The sequence below is a fragment of the Mycobacterium sp. 852002-51971_SCH5477799-a genome, from assembly GCF_001667145.1.
In the GTDB taxonomy this organism is placed as follows: Bacteria; Actinomycetota; Actinomycetes; order Mycobacteriales; family Mycobacteriaceae; genus Mycobacterium.
In genome coordinates this window covers 1-25,539 of record NZ_LZIF01000024.1, presented here as the reverse complement: position 1 = coordinate 25,539, position 25,539 = coordinate 1, and the positions used below count along the sequence as shown (strand labels likewise).

Here is a 25,539-nt window from a genome sequence, read left to right as displayed (position 1 = left end):
GATTTCGGCGGCGGCGTACGCCTCCAGCGCCTCCTGGGCCGCACCCTCCACATTGGGTGGCACGGCGACCTTTACGGTCACCAGCAGGTCGCCGTTGCCGCCGCTACGCTTGGGCACGCCACGTCCGCGCACCCGCAGGATGCGGCCGTCGGCGGTGCCCTTGGGCACCCGCACACCGACCTTGCCGTCCAACGTGGGCACCGAAATGGTTGAGCCCAAGGCCAACTCGGTGAAGCTGACCGGAACGGTCACCGTGAGGTCGTCGCCGTCGCGTCCGAACACCTTGTCCGGGCGCACATGCACGGTCACGTACAGGTCGCCCGACGGCGCTCCGCGCAACCCCGCCTCGCCCTGGCCGGGCAGCCGGATGCGTTGTCCGTCTTCGACGCCCGGCGGGATTCGCACGTTGATGGTGCGGGTCCGGGTGGTGACGCCGGTGCCCTTGCACTCGTCGCAGGGGTGCTCGATGATCGAGCCGCTGCCGCGGCAATCGGTGCACGGTTCGGAGAACCCGAACGCGCCCTGGTTGCGGTTGATCACGCCGGAGCCGTTGCAAGTGGGACACACCTTCGGGCTGGTGCCCGGCCGCGCGCCACTGCCGTGACAGTTGGTGCACGGCGCCGGGCTGGTCAGCCGCAGCGGCATCGCCACGCCCTTGGCCGCCTCGACGAAATCCAGCTGGGTTTCGGTCTCGAGGTCGTTGCCGCGGCGCGGCCGGCTGGGACGGGCGCCCGAACCGCGCCCGAACAAGCCGCCAAACAGGTCACCGATGTTGGTGCCGCCGCTTCGGCCGGCGGCATCGAATAAATCGTTGAGGTTGAACTCAGCGCCGTCACCGCCGACGTTGAAGCCCCCGAACCCGCCGCTGTCGAACCGGCGCCCGCCGAACCCACCGCCTGCGAACAGCCTTCGGGTTTCGTCGTATTCCTTGCGCTTGGCCGGATCCGACAAGACGTTGTGCGCCTCGGAGACCGCTTTGAACCGTTCGCCGGCGGCGGGGTTGTCGGGGTTGGCGTCCGGGTGCAGATCGCGCGCCAACTTGCGATAGGCGCGCTTGATCTCCTCGGGGCTGGCGTCAGAGGAGACGCCAAGCTCCTTATAGAAGTCCTTTTCGACCCATTCACGCTGGGCCATGTCGCGTCACCCCCTCACCTTTCTTTTGTTGTGCTGATTGTGTGGTCTAGTCACCGGATGTGCCGGCGTTATCGTCCGATTCGGTCGGCTCGGTTTCCCCCGCCGCCGCGGCGGACTCGCCGGTGGCACCGGCGGTGTCGCCCTCGTCGGCGACCGTGTCGACGACGCCGACCAAAGCGTGACGCAGCACCTGATCGCCCAGTTTGTAGCCCTGTCGCATGACAGTGCCGATCACCGGTCGGGAGCCGTCGCCTTCGTGCTGGACGGCTTCGTGCAGCACCGGGTCGAAGTCCTCGCCCTCCTCGCCGAACGCCGACAGGCCGAGGCCGGTCAACGCGCTTTCCAGCTTGTCGGCCACCGCCTTGAGCGGTCCGGACTCCAGGTCGCCGTGCTTGCGCGCCCGGTCGAGATCGTCCAGCACGCCCAGCAATTGGTTGACGACCGCGGCCTTGGCCCGGTCCGCCGCGGCCTGCTGGTCGCGCAACGCCCGCTTGCGGTAGTTCGCGAAGTCGGCCTGCACCCGTTGCAGATCGGCGGTGAGCTCGGCGACTTTGCCCTCGCCCTGACCCGCCGACTCGGCGGCCGGCGCCCCTCCCGGCGTGTCGCCGGGAGGGACCTGCCGCACTTCACCGGTCTCAGGATCGATTCGCCGCTTGTCGGTGACTGTCACCTGTTCTTGTGGGTTGCTTTCTGTCACTTGGACTCCCGGTCATCGTCGACCACCTCCGCGTCCACGACGTCGTCAGCGGAGCCAGACCCGTCGCCGGCCGCACCGCCACCGGCCTGCTCGCCGGCGGCCTGGGTGGCCTCGTAGATCGCCTGTCCGACCGCCTGGGATTCCTGGCCCAGCTTCTCCATCGCCGCCTTGATCGCGGTGATGTCGGTGCCGCCCAGGGCCGTCTTGGCCTCGGCGATCGCAGCGTCGACCTTGGACAGGGTGTCCTCGGGGACCTTAGAGCCGCCCTCGGCCTCGCGCTGATCCTTGACGAACTTCTCCGTCTGGTAGACCAGCGATTCGGCCTGGTTGCGGACGTCGGCCTCTTCGCGACGCTGGCGGTCCTCCTCGGCGTGCGCCTCGGCGTCCTTGATCATCCGGTCGATCTCCTCCTTGGACAGGCCGGAGCCCTCCTGGATCTTGATCGTGTTCTCCTTGCCGGTGCCCTTGTCCTTGGCCGTGACGTGCACGATGCCGTTGGCGTCGATGTCGAACGTGACCTCGATCTGCGGGACGCCGCGTGGCGCCGGCGGAATGCCGGTCAACTCGAAGGAGCCGAGCAGCTTGTTGTGCGAAGCGATTTCGCGCTCACCCTGATAGACCTGAATCTGCACCGACGGCTGGTTGTCGTCGGCCGTGGTGAAGGTCTCCGACCGCTTGGTGGGGATGGTGGTGTTGCGCTCGATGAGCTTGGTCATCACGCCGCCCTTGGTCTCGATACCCAAGCTCAGCGGCGTAACATCAAGCAGCAGAACGTCTTTCACCTCGCCCTTCAGCACGCCGGCCTGCAGGGCAGCGCCCACGGCAACGACCTCGTCGGGGTTGACGCCCTTGTTGGGCTCCTTGCCACCGGTGAGCTCCTTGACCAGCTCGGTCACCGCGGGCATGCGGGTGGAACCACCCACCAGGACCACATGGTCGATCTCGGAGACCGAGATGCCGGCGTCCTTGATCACGGACTGGAAGGGCTTGCGGGTGCGGTCCAGCAGATCCTGTGTGATGCGCTGGAATTCGGCGCGGGTCAGCTGCTCGTCGAGGAACAGCGGGTTCTTGTCCGCGTCGACGGTGATGTAGGGCAGGTTGATCGAGGTGCTCTGCGAACTCGACAGCTCGATCTTGGCCTTCTCGGCGGCCTCACGCAGCCGCTGCATCGCCATCTTGTCCTTGGTCAGGTCAATTCCGCTGGTGCCCTTGAACTTGTCGACCAGCCACTCCACGACGCGGTCGTCCCAGTCGTCACCACCGAGGTGGTTGTCACCACTGGTGGCGCGGACCTCGACCACACCCTCGCCGATTTCGAGCAGCGAGACGTCGAACGTTCCACCACCGAGGTCGAAGACGAGGATGGTCTGTTCCTTCTCGCCCTTGTCCAGGCCGTACGCCAGCGCGGCCGCGGTCGGCTCGTTGACGATGCGCAGGACGTTGAGGCCGGCGATCTGGCCGGCTTCCTTGGTCGCCTGACGCTGGGCGTCGTTGAAGTACGCCGGCACCGTGACGACGGCGTCGGCGACGTCCTCGCCCAGGTACGCCTCGGCGTCGCGCTTCAGCTTCATCAGCACGCGGGCGCTGATCTCCTGAGCGGTGTATTTCTTGTCATCGATTTCGACGGACCAGTCGGTGCCCATGTGCCGCTTGACCGAACGGATGGTGCGGTCGACGTTGGTGACCGCCTGGTTCTTGGCGGGCTGGCCGACGAGCACCTCGCCGTTGCGCGCGAAGGCGACGATGGATGGCGTCGTCCGCGAGCCCTCGGAGTTGGCGACGACGACAGGGTCGCCACCCTCGAGAACTGCGACGACGGAGTTGGTGGTCCCGAGGTCGATACCGACCGCACGAGCCATAGTGATTCCTCCTGAATATGTAGAGCCTTGTTTGGTGCCACTATGCTGAGTGAACCCCGCTCAAGCCTGCCTTCCGGCCGGTGGGCTGTCAACCCAGTATTGAGTGTGGTTCGCTCAACTTGTCGATAATGCTAACGGTGGTCGGCCCCGCCTTGTTCCCGGGGTGGCCAACTATTCATGGTGGCCGCGCGCGCCTTCCTCGCCGGCTTGCCGCTGTCCGACGACGAGCGGGCGGCGATCGGCCACCGCAATGCCGAAAAGCTCTTGGGGCTGTAGCGGCTCCGAACAGGTCCGCGATCGATCGGTCACGCGGTGATAAACCCGGGCCATCGGCTCTGTATCGATAGTCGCGCCGGGGCAGCGACTTTCGCTTCTCGGTGCGTAACCTGGGTGCCGCTATTCGAATCGTCTGGGGAGCGGCGGGTGCGGTTTTCGGAGAATGCGCGGCGGAGCCTAGCCGGTGGTTCGCTGCTGCTCGTGGCCCTGCTGGCCGGTACGGAGCCGCTCTCCGGCTGCAGCTCCATCGTCGGGGGCCGCCCGGTGGCGTCGCCCGGCGCGGGGCCAACCGAACCGTCTTTCCCGACGCCCCGATCCACACCGCCGTCGGCCACCGCCGCCCCGGCACCGCGCCCGTCCGGCGCACCGGCGAACCCGACCACTCCGGCGGGTGCCATCCCGCTGCCATCCGACCAGAACGGTTACGTCTTCATCGAGACCAAATCCGGCGTGACGCGCTGCCAAATCAATAAGGACACCGTCGGGTGTGAGGCACCGTTCACCAACTCCCCACTGCAGGACGGTGAGCACGCCAACGGCGTCAGCATCAACACCGGCGGGAAGGTGCAGTGGGTGCTGGGCAATCTGGGAGCCATCCCGACGGTCACCATCGACTACAAGACCTACGCGGCGCAGGGCTGGACGATCGTCGCGAACGCCGACGGCACCCGCTTCACCAACGACCAGACCAAGCACGGCATGTTCGTCAGCGTCGAGAAGGTCAGCACCTTCTAACGCGGTGCGACGCCAGTAAAGGGGTACTAGGTCGATCGCGCGGTGATCCCGCAGCAGATTTTATTTCCGCGTCGCACCACGCTTTGCGTGAGTTGGTCGCGGACTGTCATTCGTTTTGGCTCCCGTCAGCGTTTGTAACCCGAACGCGAAAGTTCTCGTTCAATTGGCGTCGCGCTGACGCGAAGCGTGGCGGTTGAGGACCATGTCGCCCACAGTTCGTACCGAATTGCTCGACAAGCTCGCGGCGGTAATCTTCTCCCGTGCGGGGAAGGAGTGGCCGTGGTTGTCAGTAGCGTTCGGCAGCGCTTCGCGGCTTGCTGTGTTGACCTTTCCGCAGAGGGCGCAATTGACCAGTCACCGCCGTGCAGTGTGGAGATGCGGTGCACCTGAAGCATCTCACCATCGGGGAGTTGGTTGCCGGGGCCGGCGGCGATCCATGGGAGGTTAACCGGACTCTCCAAGCCGGCCAGCCGGGTCAAATCTCTAACCTCGCCAAGGCTTTCTTCGGCGCGGGCCGCCACACCGCCGAGGCCGACCACGCCTTCGCGCAGGCGCAGCAACGCTTCAACGCCGCCTGGAACCATCAGAACGGCACCAGCCCGATCAACGACTCCGAGGAAGTGCAGCGCACCGTCAAAACGCTTGGCGCGCAGTCCGAACAGTTGCCCAAGATCGGCGCTGATTTGGAAAATATCGCCGCCGCGTTAGCGGATGCGCAAAAGTCCGGGGCGCAAGAGATCGCGCAATTGGAAGGCAAGTTAGAGCAGCTCGATCACTTGATCGACTTGGCGGAGCAGGATCTGCGGGACCACCCTGACGCGGAGAGCCAGAAAGAGCTGCATTCAATAATCGACGCCCTCAGAAGGGCCGCGGTTAACGACACCAAAGATGCTCTCAACCGGCTGCATGCCATTCGTGCTGACTACGCAAAATCGCTACACCAAGCGCAGAAGAATCTGGCTGACGACGGCTACGACCCCGCCCGTGTGTTGGGTGTCGATGGGCACGAAGCCGAAACACCGGAATCCGCCGAGCACGACGTGCAGGACGCGCTCAAGGGCGACAAAGGGGCCGCCGCCCGGGTCAACGGAGTGCTCAACACGATCACTCCCGACCAGTTGGCGGGCAAGGTGCCGTTGAACGCCGAGCAGGCGTCTGTGTTGAGCCAGCTACAAGCGCAAGAGCATGGCATGTCGATGGATGCGCTCAGTACTGCCGAGCAACGTCTCGGAGACGAGAAGGGCATGATCGCCAACTCGTTGCAGCTGATGAGCAACCCGAATCTCACCTTCCCCAAGACCCCGTTGACGGTGGGTGCCACCCAGGGATCCGACACGGTGAAAGGCGGGGCCGCCCAGCTGCCCGACAGTGTTCAGCAGCTGCTGAACGCTCATTGGCCGGATCTGCGTCACATGAACCAGCTCGCCAACATCGTCAAAGATGGGAACCGAACCTTGCAGGCCAACACCGACCTGGACCGGGGAATGGTGAAACAGGCATCAGCCCTTATGAATAACCCGTTCTGGCGTGCCGGTGAAGGCCAGCCCGGCGATCTCAAGCCCAATATCGACCCGACGGTCTCCAACGTCCTATCGGCGGTCTCGCCGGATCACCAAGTCGTGCACGACGCCATGACCACCGGCGACCACGACCGATTCCTGCAGAACCTCACGCACCATTACTGGCAGGACCACGGCCAGGCGGTGAGCTCACTGTTCTCCTGGACCGGAGATGCGACCCAAGGGCCCGAAGCCAGAATCGCCGGGGAAACCGCACACGCCTACAGCGCCTACATCGGAGGCCACCAACAAGACCTGCTGAACCTGCCCGGCAATCACACGCTGGGACAAGTCAATCCCAATCTGGTTCAGGGCATGGCCCACGGTTTGGGGCCTTACGTCGACAACATCGCCGGTACGACCGGCGGACTGCCAGGATTCGGCGACTCCCTTGACAACGAGGGCGACACTCGATCTGGCGCGCTGCCGGTCGCCAAGGGCGTCTTCTCAGTCCTCAATAGCGACCAAGCCGCCGGTCAATACTTCAACGGCCAAGCCTATGCACATGCGGTGGCTCACGAAGCCGCCTTTGGCAACGAGGCGACCCATTCCGGTTACGACCCGCAGCTTTACGACGCCGCGACTCTGAAGGGCTTGGTCGACGTCGGAACTCACAACGCGTATCACGCGAATGAGGTGAACGGATATCACCAACAGTTGTCTGAATACGATTTGAAGAAACAGGCATACGAGGCCGGACTTACCGGCCTGACTACGGCGGCCGGGCTTCCGCCAGGCGTGGGCACCGTGGCCGGCCCCGCGCTCAATGTCCTCGGACACGGACTGGAGAACAGCATCCTCGGGCCAGCGCCGAGCGCACCCGGGGAAAATCCCATTCAACCGATGGACATCGGAGTCGCAGACCAAGGTATGGCCAACGCGATGCTCGCGGCCGGGCACAACGTCCCGCTTCCGGACGGGTACGTCGTGTACGACGATCAACACCCGCACGGGCGACTCGCAACACTGGACGAAGCGAGAGCGAAATTCCCGGGACTCACCGCAAGTCAGTATGACGGTGTCATTGGCCCAGCTCTGTCGCACGCCATCGCATTACCGCCCGACGAGAAAATGTCTCCGGATGAGTGGATGGCCACGCGCTACGACAATGTCGTCGGCGTTCCGCACGCGGACCAAGGACACCCGAAGTGACGGGCATGCCACACAGGCTCGGCCGTATCGCGGCCTGCACGATATTCGCCGTGTTCTCGATCGCCGGATGCAACTCGGGCGCACACCATGGTGAGGGGTCCCCGACGCCGCCCGCGCCACCTGCCGGTTGGCCGGAAGCCCTCAACGATTTCACCATGGTCTGGACCGCTGAACCCGGCATCGACGTCACCACCGGGCCCGCTGTGCCGGCGCGCGCCTATATCGAGTCCTACCTGCTCGCATCCGTCACGGGTGACAACAGGTACCTCTATCCCGGGTTCCAGCAGTCGGTAGATCGCAATCAGTCCATCGACCATCCCATCGGCTACCAATTTCTGTGGCCCAAGACCGACCGTCCAGCGAAGACGCCCTGGGTGGGCACCGACCAGCTGTACATCTCGTCTGTGACGACATCCGGCCGCGACGTGACGGTGGTGGTCTGCGAATACACGTTTGGCACAGCCCAACCAGCCAACAAAGGTTACGAACCCAATATCGGTAAGCCACCACCGTATTCAGGCATCGACCCCATCCGGATCACCATGACGGCTCCCGCCAAATTAGGACCACAATCCCCCCAGCAAGGCCCGGCCCGCTCACCGTCGGTGGACGTCTTCGACGGCTGGCGGATCACCAGCCATCAAGGCGGTTACTTCGCCCAGTCCGGAGTCGGGGACGAATGGCCGAACGCCATCGAAGACAGAACCACCTGCCTCGCGAAGGCGCCCCAGCACCCCGATGTCCAGCGCGGCGGCGAATATCCCCGCGCCGACTTTCCCACCCAACCGCCCTCTCCAGGATGGCCAGCTCCCAGCGCGGCCTCCTGAGGTTCTGGTCGGACCGAACGAGTTCTTTCAGGCCCCTCGATGACCGCGTGTGACCGGCCCGGTCAGAGCTTGGAGCCCAGCCCCGCGATCAAATTGATCGTCACCGCCAAGACCACCGCCCCCAGTAGGTAGGACACCAGCGCATGGCGCAAGACCGTCGCCCTGATCGAGGCCAGCCCGATCTCGGTGTCCGACACCTGGTAGGTCATGCCGACGGTGAAGGCGAGATAGGCGAAATCCCGGAATCGGGGCGGCTCGGGATCGTGAAAGTTGATGCCCCCCGGGTCATCCGAGTAGTAGAGCCGCGCGTAGTGCACGGCATACAGCGTGTGCACCGCGACCCAGGACGCCGCGACCGTCAGGACGCCGAGCACGGCGGCCGCCACGGCTTCGCGGCCAGACCGTGAGCCGGCGGCCACCACGTAGCCGACACCGCCCAGGCTCGCGACGCTTGCCGACATGATGACTGCGTCGGCGACCCATCGGGTCGGGTCCTCCCGCGTCGACCATCGGCAGGTCTGCTCGGCGTCCATGCCGAGCAGGCTGAGGTGCGTCCACGCCGCATACATTCCGGCGGTCGCGATCCAGCCGGCCAGCGCATAACGCCAACCGGCCGTGTTGCCCACAACGACAGCGACGCCGACGCCGAGGGCCACGCAGACCGATATCCGGACCGCGACCGTGTCTCGCAACAATCTCACCAGGCAATCCACGACCTCGACCTAACCACCAACGCGGTCGTCAGCCCACGTTCTTCAAAGACGGCCGCGTCGCCTCGGGCCGGCATCAGCAGATTGGCAGGTGCGGTTAGTACCATCGGTGCCGTGGCATCCAATGGCCCACGCGACGACTTCCACAACCAGCCGACGCAGCATGGCGGCTTCGGCGCACCCGAACAGCCCCCGACCGGCCAGCTTCCCTCATCCGGCCCCCCGCCGAACCCGCCCGAGGGATCCGAGGGGCCCGGCGACGTCGACCCGTTCGACCAGGAGACCGAGCCGACCCCCTGGTACCGCAAGCCCGCGATGCTCATCGCCTGGCTGATCTCCGTCGTCATCCTGATCGCGTTGATCGTCTTCGGAATCACCGAGCTGATTCATGGACAGCAGAACGTCAACCACGTTCCGAAGCCGACGACGAGCACGACGAGCACCACCACCACGACGACGACTCCAACGACCACCACGACCACCACGACCACCACATCATCGCCCAGCAGCGAAGAGCCACCGGCGCAGCAGCCGCCTCAGCAGCAGCCCACCGGCGGACAGACGCAGCAGCCGTCGCATCACCACCATTTGCCGCAGCTGCCGCCGGTGATCACCGTTCCAGGGGTGCCGAATCCGGTGACGGTGCCCCCTGGGCTGCGGTAGCGAATCGGTGGCAGACCCGATCACGGTTGCACCGCACCGCGCCGGCGAAGCCCTACACTCGCTGCAATCCGCGGTCGGCAAGGGTGACCGCGCAAGGGCAACGGGACAACTGACACAGGGGTGCAGATGAGCGAGGCGCTCGGGCTATCGATCGGGGCGGCCAACCTGGTTGCCGCCCGCGCGGGCAGTGCTCCGATAACCCGCAGTTCGGTACTGACCCTGTTCGAACAGCGACCCACCGAAGTTGGGCTGCCCGAGGAAAATCCGAATCTGACCGAACCCGGACTGGTGCTGCGGGGATTCGTCGAACGCGTCGGCGACCGCGCGCCATTGGTGGCGGCCGACGGCACCAAGTACCTCGGCGCGGCGCTGACCGTCGAGGCGATCGAGGCCATGGCCCGCGCGGTCGGCTACGGGACACCGATCACCATCGCGGTGCCCGCTTACTGGTCCCACGACCAGTTCACCGCGCTACGTGAGGAGTTCTTCGCCCAGTCGGACCTGGCGCGCGGCGGGGTCGCGCCCATGCTGGTTTCCGACGCCACCGCCGCGCTCGCGGCGCTGCGCGGCACGCCGGGATTCAGGGCCGACGGCGTTATTGCCCTGTGCGACTTCGGCGCCGGCGGCACCACCGTCACGTTGATGGACGCCAAGGCGGGCTTTGCGTCCCTCGGCCCGGCCGCGCGGTACACCGACTTCTCCGGCGACGCGATCGATCAGGTCATCCTGGATCACCTACTGGCCTCCGATGTCAGCACCGCCATGCTGGGCGGCGCCGCGCGGGTCGGGCCGCAGGCCCGCCTGCTGGGCACATGCCGGCGCGCCAAGGAGCAGCTGTCGACGGCCGCGGTGAGCACCATCGCCGGGGCCTCCGGTGAGGGTGCCCAGCTGTCCCGCACCGAATTCGAGCAACTGATCTCGGCGCCGCTGGACCGGTTCCTCTCGTCGGTCGAAGAGTCGTTGCGGCACAACGCGATTCAGAGCAGCAGGCTGAGCGCCATCATGATCGCCGGCGGTGGTGCGAACATCCCGTTGCTCAAAGCGCGGTTGTCGCAGCGCTTCGGGGTGCCGGTGCACAGCACCGCGCAGCCGGCGCTCACCGCCGCCCTCGGCGCGGCGGTGCTCGGCCCGCAATACGCCTCGGGGGGAGCTCCGACCGCCGCGGCCGCCGCCGTGGAAACCCCGACGGAAATGGTCGGCACCGCCGGGCTCGACATGACCCAGGCCGCGTGGGGAGCCCAGGCCACCGACGTCGACGACGCCCTGGCGTGGTCGCAGGACGCCGTCGACGACGAACCGGTGCCCTACACCGGGCGCGACGCCACCGGTGAGTACGCCGACGAGGCAAGGGAATTCGACGGCGCGACCGGCAGCCGCTACGCCCCCGCCCCCCAGGGCCGACTGCCCTGGTACAAACGCACGGCGCTGGTGCTGAGCGTGGCCGCGGCGGGTGCGGCGGTACTGGTGGCCCTGATCCTGGCGATCAACCTCTTGTCCACCAAGTCCACGCCGGTCAGCCCCACGTCGCCGCCCACCCAACCGCCGCAAACGGTGACCATCACGGGTCCCAACGACAGCACCACCGTCACAGTGATCCCGGCGCCGCCGCCGTCCACCGAGCCGCCGGCCACCACCACGACGCCCGCGCCGGCGCCGTCAACCACCACGACCACCACCACCGCGCCACCGAGCACGACGACGACCACGACCGCCGCGCCCACCACGACGTCGCAGGCGACCACCACCACCGCGCCGACGACCTCGCGCGTGCGGCCGCTGCCGCCCATCTTCGGGCGCTGACGGGAACGAGTACCTCTGGGGCGCCGAGCGGTCGCCGTCGAAGGGGCATTCAGCGAACTTTGGTGGCGCTCGTCACTTCGGCGAGCGTCGCATCCGGTGAATGGGTATTAACCAGCGGCCAGCGGCGCCGGCGAACTGCCAAGTTAGGGCAGCCTTTCTCGCGCTGAAAGCCGCGAAGATGTCACTATGAGCGGGGCTTTAGCAGGCAAATAAGCACAGGCCGAAATATCTATGCATTGGGGAGACCTTCTGTGACAACGCAGATGCTCATCAGGCTGATCGTGGGCATGGGCATGACGCTGGTCGTGGCCGCACTAGCCGCACGGCGTGTCCTGTGGCTGTTCAAGCTGATCACGTCCGGCAAGCCGGCCCCGGGTCACACCGACGAGCCCGGCAAACGCGTCTGGGCCGAGATCTCGGAGGTCTTCGGTCAGCGCAAGCTGTTGAAGTGGTCCATCCCCGGCCTGGCGCACTTCTTCACCATGTGGGGCTTCTTCATCCTGCTCACGGTGTACATCGAGGCCTACGGGCTGCTGTTCCAGGACAACTTCCACATCCCGATCATCGGGCGCTGGGACGCACTCGGCTTCCTGCAGGACTTCTTCGCGACCGCCGTCTTCCTCGGCATCGTCACCTTCGCCATCATCCGGTTGATGCGCAGTCCGAAGGAGATCGGACGCTCGTCACGGTTCTACGGCTCGCACACCGGCGGTGCCTGGCTGGTGCTGTTCATGATCTTCAACGTCGTCTTCACCTACGTGTTCGTGCGCGGAGCCGCGGTCAACAACGGCACGCTCCCGTACGGCAACGGCGCGTTCCTGTCGCAGCTGTTCGGCGCCATCCTGCGACCGCTGGGCCAGCCCGCCAACGAGATCATCGAAACGACTGCGCTGCTGCTGCACATCTTGGTCATGCTGGCGTTCCTGATCATCGTGCTGCACTCCAAGCACATGCACATCTTCACGGCGCCGATCAACGTCATCTTCAAGCGGCTGCCCAACGGCCTCGGCCCGCTGCTGCCGCTGGAATACGACGGCAAGCCCATCGACTTCGAAAACCCGCCCGACGACGCCGAATTCGGTCGCGGCAAGATCGAAGACTTCAGCTGGAAAGCCGCGCTCGACTTCGCCACCTGTACCGAGTGCGGGCGTTGTCAGTCGCAGTGCCCGGCGTGGAACACCGGCAAGCCGCTCTCGCCCAAGCTCGTCATCATGGACCTGCGCGACCACTGGATGGCCAAGGCGCCCTACATCCTGGGCCAGAAGGAGAGTCCCCTCGAGAGCACGCCGGAGGGCGGCGTGGGCGAGGAACTGTCCGGCGAGAAGCACGCCGAGGCCCACCACGTCCCGGAGTCCGGCTTCGGCCGCGTCATGGGTTCCGGGCCGGAGCAGGCCACCCGTCCGCTGGTCGGCACCGAGGAACAGGGCGGCGTCATCGACCCGGACGTGTTGTGGTCCTGCGTGACCTGCGGCGCCTGCGTCGAACAGTGCCCGGTGGACATCGAACACATCGATCACATCGTCGACATGCGGCGCTACCAGGTGATGATGGAGTCGGAGTTCCCCTCCGAGCTTTCCGTGCTGTTCAAGAACCTGGAAACCAAGGGCAACCCATGGGGTCAAAACGCGTCGGATCGCACCAGCTGGATCGACGAGGTCGACTTCGACGTGCCCGTCTATGGCGAGGACGTCGACAGCTTCGACGGCTTTGAGTACCTGTTCTGGGTGGGTTGCGCCGGCGCCTACGACGACAAGGCCAAGAAGACCACCAAGGCCGTCGCCGAGCTGCTGGCCATCGCCGGCGTGAAATACCTCGTCCTCGGCACCGGCGAGTCCTGCAACGGCGACTCCGCGCGCCGCTCGGGCAACGAGTTCCTGTTCCAGCAGCTCGCCGCCCAGGCCGTCGAATCCCTGGACGGGCTTTTCGAGGGCACCGAGACCGTCGACCGCAAGATCGTCGTCACCTGCCCGCACTGCTTCAACACCCTGGGCCGCGAGTACCGCCAGCTCGGCGCGAACTACTCGGTGCTGCACCACACCCAGCTGCTCAACCGGCTCATCCGGGACAACAAACTGGTGCCGGTGACGCCGGTGTCGCAGGACATCACCTATCACGACCCGTGCTACCTGGGCCGGCACAACAAGGTCTATGAGGCGCCGCGCGAGCTGATCGGGGCCGCGGGAGCGACCCTGACCGAGATGCCGCGGCACGCCGAGCGCAGCTTCTGCTGTGGCGCCGGCGGCGCGCGGATGTGGATGGAAGAGCACATCGGCAAGCGCATCAACCACGAGCGCGTCGACGAGGCGTTGGCCACCGGGGCCGCCACCATCGCCACCGGCTGCCCCTTCTGCCGGGTGATGGTCACCGATGGTGTCAACGACCGTCAGGAGGAGGCCGGACGCAGCGGCGTCGAGGTGCTCGACGTCGCGCAGATCCTGCTCGGGTCCCTCGAGTACGACAAGGCCACGCTGCCGGAGAAGGGCACGGCCGCCAAGGAGGCCGAGAAGCGGGCGGCTAAGGCGCCCAAGGCCTCGGCAGCCACGTCGACCGCACCCGCCGAAGCGCCTGCCGAGGCACCCGCCAAGGCCGAGCCCGCCCCGAAGTCCGAGGCCGCCGCGGCTCCCGCCGCGCCCGCCAAAGGGCTGGGCATCGCCGGCGGCGCCAAGAAGCCGGGAGCCAAGAAGGCGGCGGCCGAACCGGCCGGAGAGGCCAAGGCGGACAGCGCCGCTCCCGTGAAGGGCTTGGGCATCGCCGGCGGCGCGAAGCGGCCCGGCGCGAAGAAGGCCGCACCGGCTGCCGAGGCCCCCAAGGCCGAGGCACCCAAGACCGAGGCCTCCAAGGCCGAGGCACCGGCCGAAGGCGGAGAAGCCAAGGCGACCGCCGCACCCGCGAAGGGCCTGGGGCTGGCCGCGGGCGCCAAGCGGCCCGGCGCCAAGAAGGCGGCGCCCAAGGCCGAGGAGCCCAAGGCCGAGGAGCCCAAGGCCGAGGCTGCGCCCGCCGCGCAGGCGGACACCAAATCCGAGCCGGCGCCGAAAGCCGAGCCGGCAGAGCAGACCGATGGCGACGGCGCTCCGTCGCACCCGCCGGTCAAGGGCTTGGGCATCGCCCGTGGGGCGCGTCCCCCCGGGAAGCGCTGACCTGCATTTTTGCGGCTCGATAGCAAAAACCAGTGGACAGTGATGGCACCATTGGTGGTGTGACCACCCATCAGCTGCCCCTGCACGCGTCGGCGCATCACCGGCCGCAGCGTAGTTTCGCGCAGTCGTCGAAGCTTCAAGACGTCCTGTACGAAATCCGCGGGCCGGTGCACGCACACGCCGCGCGGTTGGAGGCTGAGGGGCATCGCATCCTCAAGCTCAACATCGGCAATCCCGCGCCGTTCGGCTTCGAGGCGCCCGACGTGATCATGCGCGACATGATCCAGGCCCTGCCGTACGCCCAGGGATATTCCGACTCGCGGGGCATCCTGCCCGCCCGCCGGGCGGTGGTCACCCGCTACGAGTTGGTCGACGGGTTCCCGCGTTTCGACGTCGACGACGTCTACCTGGGCAACGGGGCGTCCGAGCTGATCACCATGACCCTGCAAGCGCTGCTCGACAACGGCGACGAGGTGCTGATCCCGTCGCCGGACTACCCGCTGTGGACGGCGTCGACCTCCCTGGCGGGTGGCACGCCCGTGCATTACCTGTGCGACGAGACGCAGGGCTGGCAGCCGGACATCGCCGACATGGAGTCCAAGATCACCGACCGCACCAAGGCGCTGGTGGTGATCAACCCGAACAACCCGACCGGCGCGGTCTACACGCGCGAAGTCCTCACCCAGATCGTCGATCTGGCGCGCAAGCACGAGCTGCTGCTGCTCGCCGACGAGATCTACGACAAGATCCTTTACGACGACGCCAAGCACATCAACCTGGCCACGCTGGCGCCGGACATGTTGTGCCTGACGTTCAACGGCCTGTCCAAGGCCTATCGGGTGGCCGGCTATCGGGCCGGCTGGCTGGCGATCACCGGGCCCAAGGACCACGCCAGCAGCTTCATCGAGGGCATCAACCTGCTGGCCAATATGCGGCTGTGCCCCAACGTTCCGGCGCAGCACGCGATCCAGGTGGCCCTGGGCGGCCACCAGAGCATCGACGACCTGGTGCTGCCGGGTGGGCGGCTGCTCGAGCAACGCGACGTCGCGTGGACCAAGCTCAACGAGATCCCGGGGGTGTCCTGCGTCAAGCCCGCCGGCGCGCTCTACGCGTTTCCGCGGCTGGATCCGGAAGTTTATGACGTCGAAGACGACGAACAGCTCGTCCTCGACCTGCTGCTGCAGGAGAAGATCCTGGTCACTCAGGGCACCGGCTTCAACTGGCCGGCACCGGATCACCTGCGCATCGTGACGCTGCCCTGGGCCCGCGATTTGGCGGCCGCGATCGAGCGGCTGGGCAACTTCCTCGTTGGCTATCGACCGTAATCGTCCGCGCGGCCGCCTCTACGGTGGAGCGGGTGACGCACTCCCACTCGCACAGCATGCCGTCGGGCCCGTCCCCGGTTGATCCGTTACCCGCCAGGATTGTCGTCGGCTTGTTGGTCGCGATCGGCGTGGCGGTCGCCGTCGGCGCGATCGTGCTGTGGCCCAGCCGCCAGCACGTCGACATCCCGATGCCGCTGCAAAACGCGGCCGGCGGCGCGGTGAGCACGCAGGCCGGGCACGTGCTGTCCAGCGCAGTGGGCGATTGCGGCAGCCCGTCGGTCAGCCAGGTCCTCACCGGCGCGCCGCAGCGGGCCCTGCCCGGCGCGGGACGGTGCGTGTTGACCCAGGTCTCGATCGATTCTGGGCCCAACGCCGGGGCCGAGACATTGCTGGAGTCCTCCCCCGGCCCCGGTCAGCCGAAATTCGCGGTGGGCGACCACATTCGGCTCGTCCGTCAGGTCGACGACCAGGGCGCCACCAGCTATGCGTTCTACGACTTCGAACGCGGCTGGGCGCTGGGCGGTTTGGCGATCGCGTTCGCAGTGGTGATCGTGGCCGTGGCGCGCTGGCGCGGGCTGCTGGCGCTGGTGGGCATCGTGGTCGCGTTCGTGGTTCTGGTGACGTTCCTGCTGCCGGCGCTGCGCGACGGCGCACCGGCTGTTCCGGTGGCGCTGGTGGCGGCGGCGGCGATCCTGTACGCGGTCATTTATCTCGCGCACGGGGTGAACCTGCGGACGAGTGCCGCACTGCTGGGCACCCTGTCGGCGCTGCTGTTGGCCGCCGGATTATCCTGGGCCGCAATATATCTGGCGCATTTGACCGGTCTATCGGACGAACAGAACAGCACCGTCAGCGCGTATCTGGGCAGCGTGTCGATCGGCGGTCTGCTGCTGGCCGGCTTCATCATCGGGTCGCTGGGTGTGCTCAACGACGTGACGGTGACCCAGGCCTCGACGGTGTTCGAGCTCGCCAACCTCGGCGGCTCGCGGCGGACGATCTTCACCGGCGCCCTGCGGGTCGGCCGCGACCACATCGCCAGCACGGTCTACACGCTGGTGCTGGCGTACGCCGGTAGTTCGCTGCCGCTGCTGTTGCTGTTCAGCGTCGCCAACCGCTCGTTGACTGACGTGCTGACCAGCGAGAGCGTGGCGATCGAGATCGCGCGCTCGGCGGTGGGCGGCATGGCGCTGGCGCTGTCGGTGCCGCTGACGACGGCAATCGCGGCGGTGCTGGCCAAACCTACTGAAATCGACTGCGCTCCAACAGGTCCAGCAGATAGCCGCCGTAGCCGGACTTGAGCAGGTCCTGTGCGCGCTCGGCCAGCTCGTCGTCGGTGATCCAGCCTCGCCGCCACGCCACTTCCTCGGGGACGCTGATTTTCAGGCCCTGCCGCCGCTCCAGGGTGCGCACGAAATCGCTGGCGTCCAGCAGCGAGTCGAACGTCCCGGTGTCCAGCCAGGCGGTGCCGCGGGTCATCACCTCGACCGAGAGCCGGCCCCGGTTCAGGTAGATCTGGTTGATCTCGGTGATCTCGTATTCACCGCGCGCCGATTTCTTCAGGCCCTTCGCGATTTCGACCACGTCGTTGTCGTAGAAGTACAAACCCGGCACCGCGTAGTTGGATTTCGGTGTCTTGGGCTTCTCCTCCAGCGACAGCGCCCTACCGTCGTGGCTGAACTCGATGACGCCGTATGCCGATGGGTTGGCGACCCAGTACGCGAAAACCGCTCCCCCACTAACGGTTTGGAATCGACTCAGGCTGGTGCCCAGACCCGGGCCGTAGAAGATGTTGTCTCCCAACACCAAAGCCACCGGCTCGTTGCCGATGTGCGCGGCACCCAGGACGAATGCCTGGGCCAGACCATCGGGCTGTTCCTGAGCCACATAGGTGATGTTGACGCCGAACTGCGAGCCGTCGGCCAGCAGTCGCTGGAATCCGGGCGCATCATGTTGGGTGGTGATCACCAGGATGTCGCGGATTCCGGCCATCATCAGCGTGGACAGCGGATAGTACACCATCGGTTTGTCATAGACCGGCAACAGCTGCTTACTTATGCCGGTGGTGATCGGATGCAGGCGAGTGCCCGATCCACCGGCCAGGATTATTCCGCGCATTGGCTGGCTCCCGATGCCTTGATCTGCTATTCGACGGCGTCGGACTCGGTCAGCTCGGTGGCCGCCAGCGCCGCCGCCAGGCTGTCGTGCCGGAAGACCGAGGTGACATGGTCGTGGACAACGCGGAATGCCAGCGCGTTGGTGGCCGCTCCCGGGCCTGCAGAACTGCTCTGCTTTTGTTCGGCGACGACCACGCCGTCGTGCACATACATCTGGCCCAGCTGAGTGGTCTCCCGGTGCGAGGCGGCCCAGTTGCGCAGCGCGTGGTGGCCCTGCGCGGCTCCGTGCGCGTCGCCCATCTCGATATCGTCGCTGGACAGGGATTCCAGGGTGGCCAGGTCAGCAGAGTTCAGGGCGTCGTGCCACGCCAGAACGGTGGCGATCTCCGATGTGGTCATGGTGTGCAAATTACCGTGCCGTCCGTCGGCTAGAGAGGCGTACGGGTCAACCAGCGCTCCCACACGGCGTCGTCACCGAACAGCGCGACGCCAGTCTCGGCCAGCGGCCGGCGGCGCAATATCGCCAGCAGCAACTCGGTCGCACCACCGCGCAGCGCGGCGCTGCCCTTGCCGTGCCGGTGCGACCACGCGATCCGGCCCCCCTCGACGCCGACCGTCCACTCGCCATCTTCGCCAAGCCCGGCATCGGTGGCGTGCAGATGCAGGGTGTCGCCCTCCTCGAGCGGAAGCGGCGTACCCCCGCCCCCCGCCTGGATCGCCACCCGCTCCAGCCATTCGGTGATCCCGTCGGCGGCCACGCGCGGCTCCAGCGTGAAATCGCTGCCCAGCGCGATCGCCGCGTCGGCGCGGTGCACCGCGACCTCGTGCAGTCGGCGCCGAACCCACCAGTTCGCCGCGCGCGCCCCGAGGAACGTCCAGACCGGTGTTTGGACCCCGGTCAGCTCGACGGCGTCGATCAACCGCTGAGCGCCGCCGTGCAGCCAGGCGATCGCGCCGGCCGGATCGGGCGGCGGCTTGCCGCCCTCCACCGTGCGGGGATCGAGGTAGCTGTCGAGTCGCTCGCGCACGATCTGTGCGGCCCAGCGATCGCCGCGGCCGACGTGGCGGAAGAGTTGACGCAGGGTCCAGCCCGGGCAGGTGGGCACGGGCGTGGACTCATCGACATCCTGAAAAAGCTCTGCAAAAGCCCGATTCTCGTCGAGGAATGCACCGGCGAAGTCCACGCCGGTCACGCTACTCGCACGGCGTGCGCGGCCGCGCATTGTTGCCGTGACTTGAGCGCGCTGGGTCGACAGTGCAGTCTTACTAACCAATACGGGTCGGGAGGAGTGCTGGGGTGGATCGCCAAGGGCTCGCCGCCGATTGGGAGAGTGGGATCGCACCAGCGGTAGGCGGGCTGCAGGACAACGCCACAGCCCGGGGCCTGCAGCTGGACTATTCGATCGAGTCGCTACGCGCTGTGGAGTCCGTGACACGAACCCTGTTCGATGAACCGGAGCACGTGTTGCGCGCCGAGGAACGGTCGTTAGTTCAGGCGTTGATGGCTTATGTCGGGGTTTCCCTGATACATCTCACCGGCGGGCGCTGGGAGTGGGACGACGAACCGCGCTTCGCGCAGCGGGCCCGTCCGCCGCTGACCGACGCCTCACTCGCCGAGGCCGTCGCCACCCACAACTGGGCCTGGCCCGATATCGAACATGCCGCGGTCGGGATCCCGATCGCGGTCCCGGGGGACGGGCTGGGACTCGAACCCGTCTCCCCATTGCACCTGTTGCTGGCCACAGTCGCGGATCGACCGGAAAATGACAGCGGACCGCTGGCACGCACCTACTCCACGTGGCAAACCAGAGGCGCCACCCCACCGAAGCCCGGTGTGGTCGGTATCGACATCTATGACACGCCTGCCGCGTCAACCGGGCTGGACGCGTGGCTGGCCGCGCGCCGGCAAGGTTTTGGCGCTTGGGGAGCCCGCTATCCCGGACCATGGGACAACAAGCCTGAAAGTATCGACGCGCTAACAGAATTGACGCACAACGTCACGCCGACCGTGGAAAGTCTTTACGACTCGGCCAACGCGGATTTCGTCGATGGCGCCACCTGGTATTTAGGCGAGATGTTGTGCCACGCCGATCCCGCCCGCTGGGTGGACCGTCCCCACATGGTGCGAGACGGCGAGCCCGCCCTCGTCGGCTACCACATCCAAACCAATGACGAAGCCGCCACCACGAACCCGTTCCTGCTGCTGGAACTGTGCCTGACGACAGGGCAGCCAAAGGCGCGAAGCGTTTACGACAAGTGGTTAAAGCACGGGAAGGCGCAATCGTGAAGGCAGCATTTCGCGGACTTATCGCTGCCCTGCTCGTCGTGTGCTTCGCGCTCCACGCTCTTCCGGTCGCGCACGCCAATTACGGGGGCTACGGCGATTGTGACCCGGGATTTCCCATGCCTGGCTACGACGCGACGCAAATGGCCCCGCCCGACGAAATGCACACCTACGATTACGACCCGTTGAGCCCGGACGTTCGTAGCGCTCAGGAGCCTTCACGAGCCGAGCTCGCCGACATCGACGATAAGGACGCGGTAAGGGGCAACGCGGACACGTTGCAGGGCATGAAAGCGCGCTGGAAGAAGTACGTCCTTGCCGGCGGCCCCAAGCCCTGGGAGAAGTGGAAAACCGCCTACATCAACGTGCTTCAAAACCGGCGCATCGGTCCGGCCTTTGAGAAATTTCTCTACGACGGCTGGGAGCTGGGCAAATTGCCGCCGGAAGCCGGCTGGCAGACCAATAAGCAACTGCCTAAGAATATTCTTCCGAACGGCCCTGTCTTTGACATCTTCAACATCGCCGACAGCGTGCCGGTCTCGAAATGGCTGATGATCGAGGCCAAGTCCGGCACCACGCTGGGTACGCACGCCCGTAACCAATTCGTCGATCACGTCAAAAGAATGGGGCAGCTTGGCTCGTCGCTCATGGTCATGTTCGCGGGCAGGCCCACCGACGCGACGCAGAGGTGGATGAAGCAAACGATCGACGATTTGAGGGCTGCGGGCATCAAGATGCCGCCGTCATTCTGCGCTCGCTATACACCCGCCAAGCCGCAGGAGAAAACGGATCCGGGTTCCGCGGCGGGCAATTCGGCTCCGCGACCCGCGCCGGATCCCGTTCTGGATGAATCGGCGGACTCGCCCGAGGACCAAGCACTCCAGGACCAGATAGCAAGTGGACTCGAGGCGGAAGACAACCCGCCCGAGCAGCCGGTGCCCGGGCAGGCACCGGCCAACGCGCCGATGCCGGTGGGTGCAAATCCAGCACCGGCTCCCGCGCCGCAAGCACCGGCTCCCGCGCCGCAAGCACCCGTCCCCGCACAGCCCCCGGCGCTACCCGCGCCACAGGCCCCCGCGGCGCCCGCGCCGCCACGCCTGCCCGCACCGGCGCTACCGGCACCCCAACTGCCCGCGGCGCCCACACCGCCACGACTTCCCGCGCCCGCGCTTCCCGCGCCGCCACGCCTGCCCGCACCGGCCCTGCCAGCGCCACGCCTGCCCGCACCGGCCCTGCCGGCGCCACCAGTACCGGCAGCGCCCGCACCGCCGCGACTCCCCGCGCCCGCGCTTCCCGCGCCCGCGCTTCCCGCGCCCGCAGCGCCGGCTCCTGCGGTGCCCGCGCCGGCGGTGCCCGCGCCCGCAGTTCCCGCTCCCACGGTGGGCGTGCCCGTCTCGGCATCGCCCGGTCCCTTCGGTGGCATTGACTTCACCTCGCTGGAGATGCGTTACGTCACCGACTCTGTCAACGGCAAACCGGCCATGCAGTACGCATTCAGCGCGAATACCCTGCCGGTCACGGAGGCCTCCTACGGGGGACGGCGCAACGCGAAAATGGCGATGGACGCCTTTTATGTCTGGCTGGCGCTGCCACCGCAGAATTTCTGGGTGAACCTCAAGCCCACCGAACCGGACCGCATCATCGAGGCGGCGTTCGGCCGGACCGAAGCCGGCGAAGTGCTGCTCGAGGCGGACCTGGAAATGAAGCTGGTGTCGGCTCGGCTGCAGAAGACCGACACCGACCTCGGTCGTCGTTTCGTCGCTGCCATGCAGGGCAACAAATGCTACCTGGGCAGGCGGTTATGGATCGTGCCGCAACCGGCCGAAGTCCACGAAGACGGCTACCAGCTCTACATTCTCGACACGCCGCTCACGGTGAAGATCGGAACAGATCAAAGCGACGTCACCCCGGGCACAGACTTGTGCCAAGACCAGGATCCGGCGGTCACCGACCACAACGGTCAGCTGTACCAGCAGATGATCATGCCTGCGCTCATCGACGCGGTGAACCACAACCCTGATTTCGCCGACTTGCGCCGGGTCTACACCAGCCGGGTGGCTGCCGAATGGTATCGGAAGCGCAACGCCAACAAGCCAACCCAGTACGCGAAGCTCATCGACTCCGGGAACATCGACGACCTGACTGTGGCATGGGATCCGCGCGCGGTGTGGGAGCGTTATCTGGATTCCACGAAGCACCCGGAGCCCACCTTCAGCTGGACCGATGCCAAGGGGACGACGTGGACCCGGTCATGGGGCGGAGTCGATTTCAGTAAGGTGGAAACCCACGACATCGGCGCGCCGGAGTTCACCCAGAAGTACGACTCGGTGGCAAAGACCGCGGGGCCATCGATCATCGGTCCGCTGGTACAGAACAATGCCAAGCAGGTGTGGTTGGGCAACGTGGTCAGCTCGGTGCCGCTGGACCAGATCTGGCCGTCGAAGCTGAGTCCCTGGGTGCCGTTCGTTGCTCCGGCAACGGCGCCGTCAAAGCCGTTGTTCTACTTGGTGATTCTGCCCGCGGTGGCCTGGCTGGGCGGCGGCGGATATCTCCTCTGGCGTCGACGACGAGCGGCTGGGGTGCGCTGACATGGCCCGCCCGGAACATCCAGACCAGCACGCCGCGGGGTCCGACCCGTTCGGCGGCGATCCGTTTGGCAACACCGCATCCGACCCGTTCGGCGCCGATCCATTCGCCGGCCCCGGCTCCGATCCGTTCGGTCACAGTGAAGCCACCGCCTGGCCCCCACAACAAGCCCGTAGCACAACACCGCCGCCCCCGCGGACTCGAGCGCCGGCGGCTCCCCGTCGCGAACGCCCTCCGTCAAAAGCGCTCCCGCCGCCACCGGCAGCGCCGAGGCGGACGGACCCGGCGCCGCGGCGTCCGGCCGTCGAGGCTCCCCAGCTGCCGGACACGGTGGCGTTCGCCAGTTGGTTGTTCGCCGGAATCGGCGCGGTCATGCTGACACTGGCCATCGCGGTCGCGATGGCCATCCCCGAATTCGACTGGTACTACGGCAGTCACACCTGGCTCGGGGTGTCGGCGGCGGCGGCCGGCGTGCTGCTCGGCGCGGCGATCATCTGGCAGGCGATCCGAATCGTCAGGCATCGGCGTCTCGCTCGCCCGATCGCCGTGATCGGATGCGGGCTGACGTTGTCGCTCGCCGCATTCGGGCTTATCGTCGGACCCGGCAGTGCGGTGGCCTGGTTCACTCGCTTGACCCAGGCGGGCGCCGTCACCGCGGCCATCACCGCGCTCGCCACCGGCGTCCTGCTGTTCCTGCCCGCATCCAACACATACCTGCACCGGGACGCCCACAAGCCGCCTCCCCCTCCGACTTTCGCCGAAATAGTGAACGCGGCGCAGCCTGCACCGACAGCCACTGCGCCACCGCAGCATCCACCGGCAGGCAACCGGCCCCCCGCACCGCAATACCCACCGGCACGCAACCCGGCGCCCCCACCCCGGCCCGCCGATTTCGACCCGTTCTCCTAGGGCCGCGGGGCGCCCAGCCGGTAGACCCGCCATCCCGCCCGCTGCCAGCGGGGCGCATCCAGGCAGTTGCGGCCGTCTACGATGACGCGGGCCCGCACGCGGTCGGCCAGGTCGTTCGGATCCATGTCGACGAACTGGCGCCATTCGGTGAGGACCAGCACAGCATCCGCGCGTTCGCAGGCCTCTTCGACCGACACGGCGTAGTTCAGCGTCGGGAACAGACGCTGTGCGTTGTCGAGGGCCTTGGGGTCATACACGTTCACCGCCGCGCCGTTGAGCTGCAGCTGGCCCGCGACATTGAGCGCGGGTGAGTCACGCACATCGTCGGATTCGGGCTTGAATGCCGCGCCGAGCACCGCGATGTTGGCGCCCAGCAACGAGCCGCCGCAGGCCGCGCTGGCCAGTTCCACCATCCGGGTGCGGCGGCGCATGTTGATGCTGTCCACCTCGCGCAGGAACGTCAGCGCTTGGTCGGCGCCCAACTCGCCGGCGCGCGCCATGAACGCGCGGATGTCCTTGGGCAGGCACCCGCCGCCGAAACCCAAGCCGGCATTGAGGAATTGGCGTCCGATCCGCGGGTCGTAGCCGAGCGCATCCGCCAGCAGGCTGACGTCCGCGCCCGCGGCCTCGCATACCTCGGAAATGGCGTTGATGAACGAAATCTTCGTTGCCAGAAAGGCATTGGCGGAGACCTTGACCAGCTCCGCCGTTTGCAAGTCCGTCACCAGGAACGGCACCCCGGCCTCGAGCATCGGCCCGTACAGTTCCCGGACGGCTGCCTCGGCGCGCGTCGAGTCTTGGTTGACGCCCAGCACGATCCGGTCCGGATTCAAAGTGTCTTGCACAGCGTAACCCTCACGCAAAAACTCTGGGTTCCAGGCGATTTCGACGCAGACGCCATCCGGTGCCAGCGCGGCGGCGCGCTGATTCAACTCGGCCGCAGTGCCCACCGGAACCGTCGACTTGCCCACCAGCACCGCCGAGGTTGTCAGCCGCGGGACCAGCGCATCGATGACGGCATAGACATGGCGTAGGTCGGCGCCGTATTCGCCCTTCTTCTGCGGTGTGCCCACGCCGAGGAAGTGCACATCGGCGAAATCGGCCGCCATGTCGTAGTCGGTGGAAAAGCGCAGCCGACCCGCAGCCAAGTTCTCTTTCAACAGCTTTCGCAGGCCCGGCTCGTAGAAGGGAATGTCGCCTCCAGCGAGCTTGGCCACCTTGCCGGGGTCGATATCGATCCCGAGCACGTCGTGTCCCAGTGCCGCCATCCCAACCGCGTGGGTGGCACCGAGGTAACCCGTGCCGAACACGGTGCATCGCATACGTCCGGTGTAGGCGGCCGCGATGAGCTAACCGCATCGCCCGGCTAAGCGGCAGGCAAACGGCAGATGACAGGTGAACCTGCCTCGCGCTTTACAACCCGGGAATGCCCGGGATGCCGATATGCGGTCCGCCGCCGCCGAATCCTCCGCGACCATGGCCGCCGCCGAAGCCCCCGTGTCCGGGGAAACCGCCGCCGTCGTCCCCGTGGCCACCACCGCCGCCGTGCCCACCTCCCGGAGGTCCACCGAAACCTGGACCACCGAGACCTGGAATTGGCAGCGGAATAGGCACCGGAACGGGTGCAACCTGCGGGGGTGCAGGCGGCGGTGCCTCCGGCGCGGGCGCCGGCGCGGGAGCCGCCGGCACTGGAGCGGGGGCGGGAGCCGCCGGCGCGGGAGCGGGTGCCTGCGGAACGGCTTCGGGGGCAGGTGCCGGAGCCTCCGGGGCCT

General features: G+C 66.8%; 20 protein-coding genes. 11 read left to right on the top strand and 9 right to left on the bottom strand.

Annotated elements, in window-relative coordinates; all coding sequences use genetic code 11:
- From dnaJ to dnaK, 3 genes are all read right to left on the bottom strand, one after another.
- A partial coding sequence (gene dnaJ, locus A5753_RS02250; protein WP_067122868.1) for a molecular chaperone DnaJ occupies positions 1–1,134 on the bottom strand: 1,134 nt, incomplete at its 3' end.
- A 46-nt stretch (positions 1,135–1,180) separates the two neighbouring features.
- Entirely contained in the window at positions 1,181–1,831 is a 651-nt protein-coding gene (gene grpE / locus A5753_RS02245) for a nucleotide exchange factor GrpE (protein ID WP_067122864.1), read from the bottom strand.
- The gene (gene dnaK, locus A5753_RS02240) at positions 1,828–3,690 is read right to left on the bottom strand and encodes a molecular chaperone DnaK (protein WP_067122861.1); all 1,863 of its coding nucleotides are present in this window, start codon (positions 3,688–3,690) and stop codon (positions 1,828–1,830) included. Before dnaK ends, grpE begins: the two co-directional genes overlap by 4 nt.
- Before the next feature lie 423 nt (positions 3,691–4,113).
- On the opposite strand from dnaK, the gene A5753_RS02235 reads away from it, so the two are divergent.
- The 3 genes from A5753_RS02235 to A5753_RS02225 all read left to right on the top strand — a co-directional run bounded on the left by A5753_RS02235 (position 4,114) and on the right by A5753_RS02225 (position 8,239).
- Positions 4,114–4,701 carry a hypothetical protein gene (locus tag A5753_RS02235; protein ID WP_067122858.1) on the top strand — a complete coding sequence of 196 codons (588 nt, stop codon included), beginning with the start codon at positions 4,114–4,116 and terminating at the stop codon, positions 4,699–4,701.
- 380 nt (positions 4,702–5,081) lie between these two features.
- Entirely contained in the window at positions 5,082–7,412 is a 2,331-nt protein-coding gene (locus A5753_RS02230; RefSeq protein WP_067122856.1) for a hypothetical protein, read from the top strand.
- 5 nt (positions 7,413–7,417) lie between these two features.
- Positions 7,418–8,239 carry a hypothetical protein gene (locus tag A5753_RS02225; RefSeq protein WP_369829285.1) on the top strand — a complete coding sequence of 274 codons (822 nt, stop codon included), beginning with the start codon at positions 7,418–7,420 and terminating at the stop codon, positions 8,237–8,239.
- Positions 8,240–8,301: 62 nt separating this feature from the next.
- Here the strand turns inward: A5753_RS02225 and A5753_RS02220 are convergent, their stop codons facing one another.
- Positions 8,302–8,943, bottom strand: a complete 642-nt coding sequence (locus A5753_RS02220) for a DUF1345 domain-containing protein (protein WP_231989968.1) — start codon at positions 8,941–8,943, stop codon at positions 8,302–8,304.
- A gap of 120 nt (positions 8,944–9,063) precedes the next feature.
- Between A5753_RS02220 and A5753_RS02215 the strand changes: the two genes are divergently transcribed.
- The 5 genes from A5753_RS02215 to A5753_RS02195 all read left to right on the top strand — a co-directional run bounded on the left by A5753_RS02215 (position 9,064) and on the right by A5753_RS02195 (position 17,172).
- Entirely contained in the window at positions 9,064–9,612 is a 549-nt protein-coding gene (locus A5753_RS02215; protein WP_067122851.1) for a hypothetical protein, read from the top strand.
- A 126-nt stretch (positions 9,613–9,738) separates the two neighbouring features.
- Positions 9,739–11,412: an Hsp70 family protein gene (locus tag A5753_RS02210; protein ID WP_067122847.1), complete on the top strand. Its 1,674-nt coding sequence runs from the start codon at positions 9,739–9,741 to the stop codon at positions 11,410–11,412.
- A 251-nt stretch (positions 11,413–11,663) separates the two neighbouring features.
- A complete protein-coding gene (locus A5753_RS02205) occupies positions 11,664–14,549 on the top strand; it encodes a (Fe-S)-binding protein (protein WP_197694559.1) in 2,886 nt (961 codons plus the stop codon).
- Positions 14,550–14,581: 32 nt separating this feature from the next.
- Entirely contained in the window at positions 14,582–15,874 is a 1,293-nt protein-coding gene (locus A5753_RS02200; protein WP_067122841.1) for a pyridoxal phosphate-dependent aminotransferase, read from the top strand.
- Positions 15,875–15,906: 32 nt separating this feature from the next.
- Positions 15,907–17,172 carry a YibE/F family protein gene (locus A5753_RS02195; protein ID WP_067122875.1) on the top strand — a complete coding sequence of 422 codons (1,266 nt, stop codon included), beginning with the start codon at positions 15,907–15,909 and terminating at the stop codon, positions 17,170–17,172.
- Here A5753_RS02195 and rfbA read toward each other — a convergent pair.
- Genes rfbA through A5753_RS02180 form a run of 3 tightly spaced genes read right to left on the bottom strand, consistent with a single transcriptional unit; the run spans position 17,114 to position 19,172 of the window.
- On the bottom strand, positions 17,114–17,989 hold the full coding sequence (gene rfbA / locus A5753_RS02190; protein ID WP_067122838.1) for a glucose-1-phosphate thymidylyltransferase RfbA: 876 nt from the start codon (positions 17,987–17,989) through the stop codon (positions 17,114–17,116). The genes A5753_RS02195 and rfbA overlap by 59 nt on opposite strands.
- A gap of 26 nt (positions 17,990–18,015) precedes the next feature.
- The gene (locus A5753_RS02185) at positions 18,016–18,387 is read right to left on the bottom strand and encodes a hypothetical protein (RefSeq protein WP_067122835.1); all 372 of its coding nucleotides are present in this window, start codon (positions 18,385–18,387) and stop codon (positions 18,016–18,018) included.
- 29 nt (positions 18,388–18,416) lie between these two features.
- Positions 18,417–19,172 (bottom strand): maleylpyruvate isomerase family mycothiol-dependent enzyme, encoded by a 756-nt coding sequence (locus tag A5753_RS02180; protein WP_067122871.1) that lies wholly within the window; start codon positions 19,170–19,172, stop codon positions 18,417–18,419.
- 113 nt (positions 19,173–19,285) lie between these two features.
- Between A5753_RS02180 and A5753_RS02175 the strand changes: the two genes are divergently transcribed.
- The 3 genes from A5753_RS02175 to A5753_RS02165 are packed head-to-tail and all read left to right on the top strand — an operon-like array spanning position 19,286 to position 23,767.
- Positions 19,286–20,275, top strand: coding sequence for a hypothetical protein (locus tag A5753_RS02175; RefSeq protein WP_067122833.1), 990 nt, complete (start codon positions 19,286–19,288; stop codon positions 20,273–20,275).
- Positions 20,272–22,860, top strand: a complete 2,589-nt coding sequence (locus tag A5753_RS24500; RefSeq protein WP_197694558.1) for a hypothetical protein — start codon at positions 20,272–20,274, stop codon at positions 22,858–22,860. Before A5753_RS02175 ends, A5753_RS24500 begins: the two co-directional genes overlap by 4 nt.
- A gap of 1 nt (position 22,861) precedes the next feature.
- Complete coding sequence (locus tag A5753_RS02165; protein ID WP_067122827.1) at positions 22,862–23,767, top strand: hypothetical protein; 906 nt, start codon at positions 22,862–22,864, stop codon at positions 23,765–23,767.
- On the opposite strand, the gene A5753_RS02160 is transcribed toward A5753_RS02165, so the two are convergent.
- The gene (locus A5753_RS02160; protein ID WP_067122824.1) at positions 23,764–25,089 is read right to left on the bottom strand and encodes a UDP-glucose/GDP-mannose dehydrogenase family protein; all 1,326 of its coding nucleotides are present in this window, start codon (positions 25,087–25,089) and stop codon (positions 23,764–23,766) included. The two genes, A5753_RS02165 and A5753_RS02160, sit on opposite strands and share 4 nt — an antisense overlap.
- A 91-nt stretch (positions 25,090–25,180) precedes the next feature.
- On the bottom strand, positions 25,181–25,539 hold a 359-nt coding region (locus A5753_RS24690), incomplete at its 5' end, for a hypothetical protein (protein WP_231989966.1).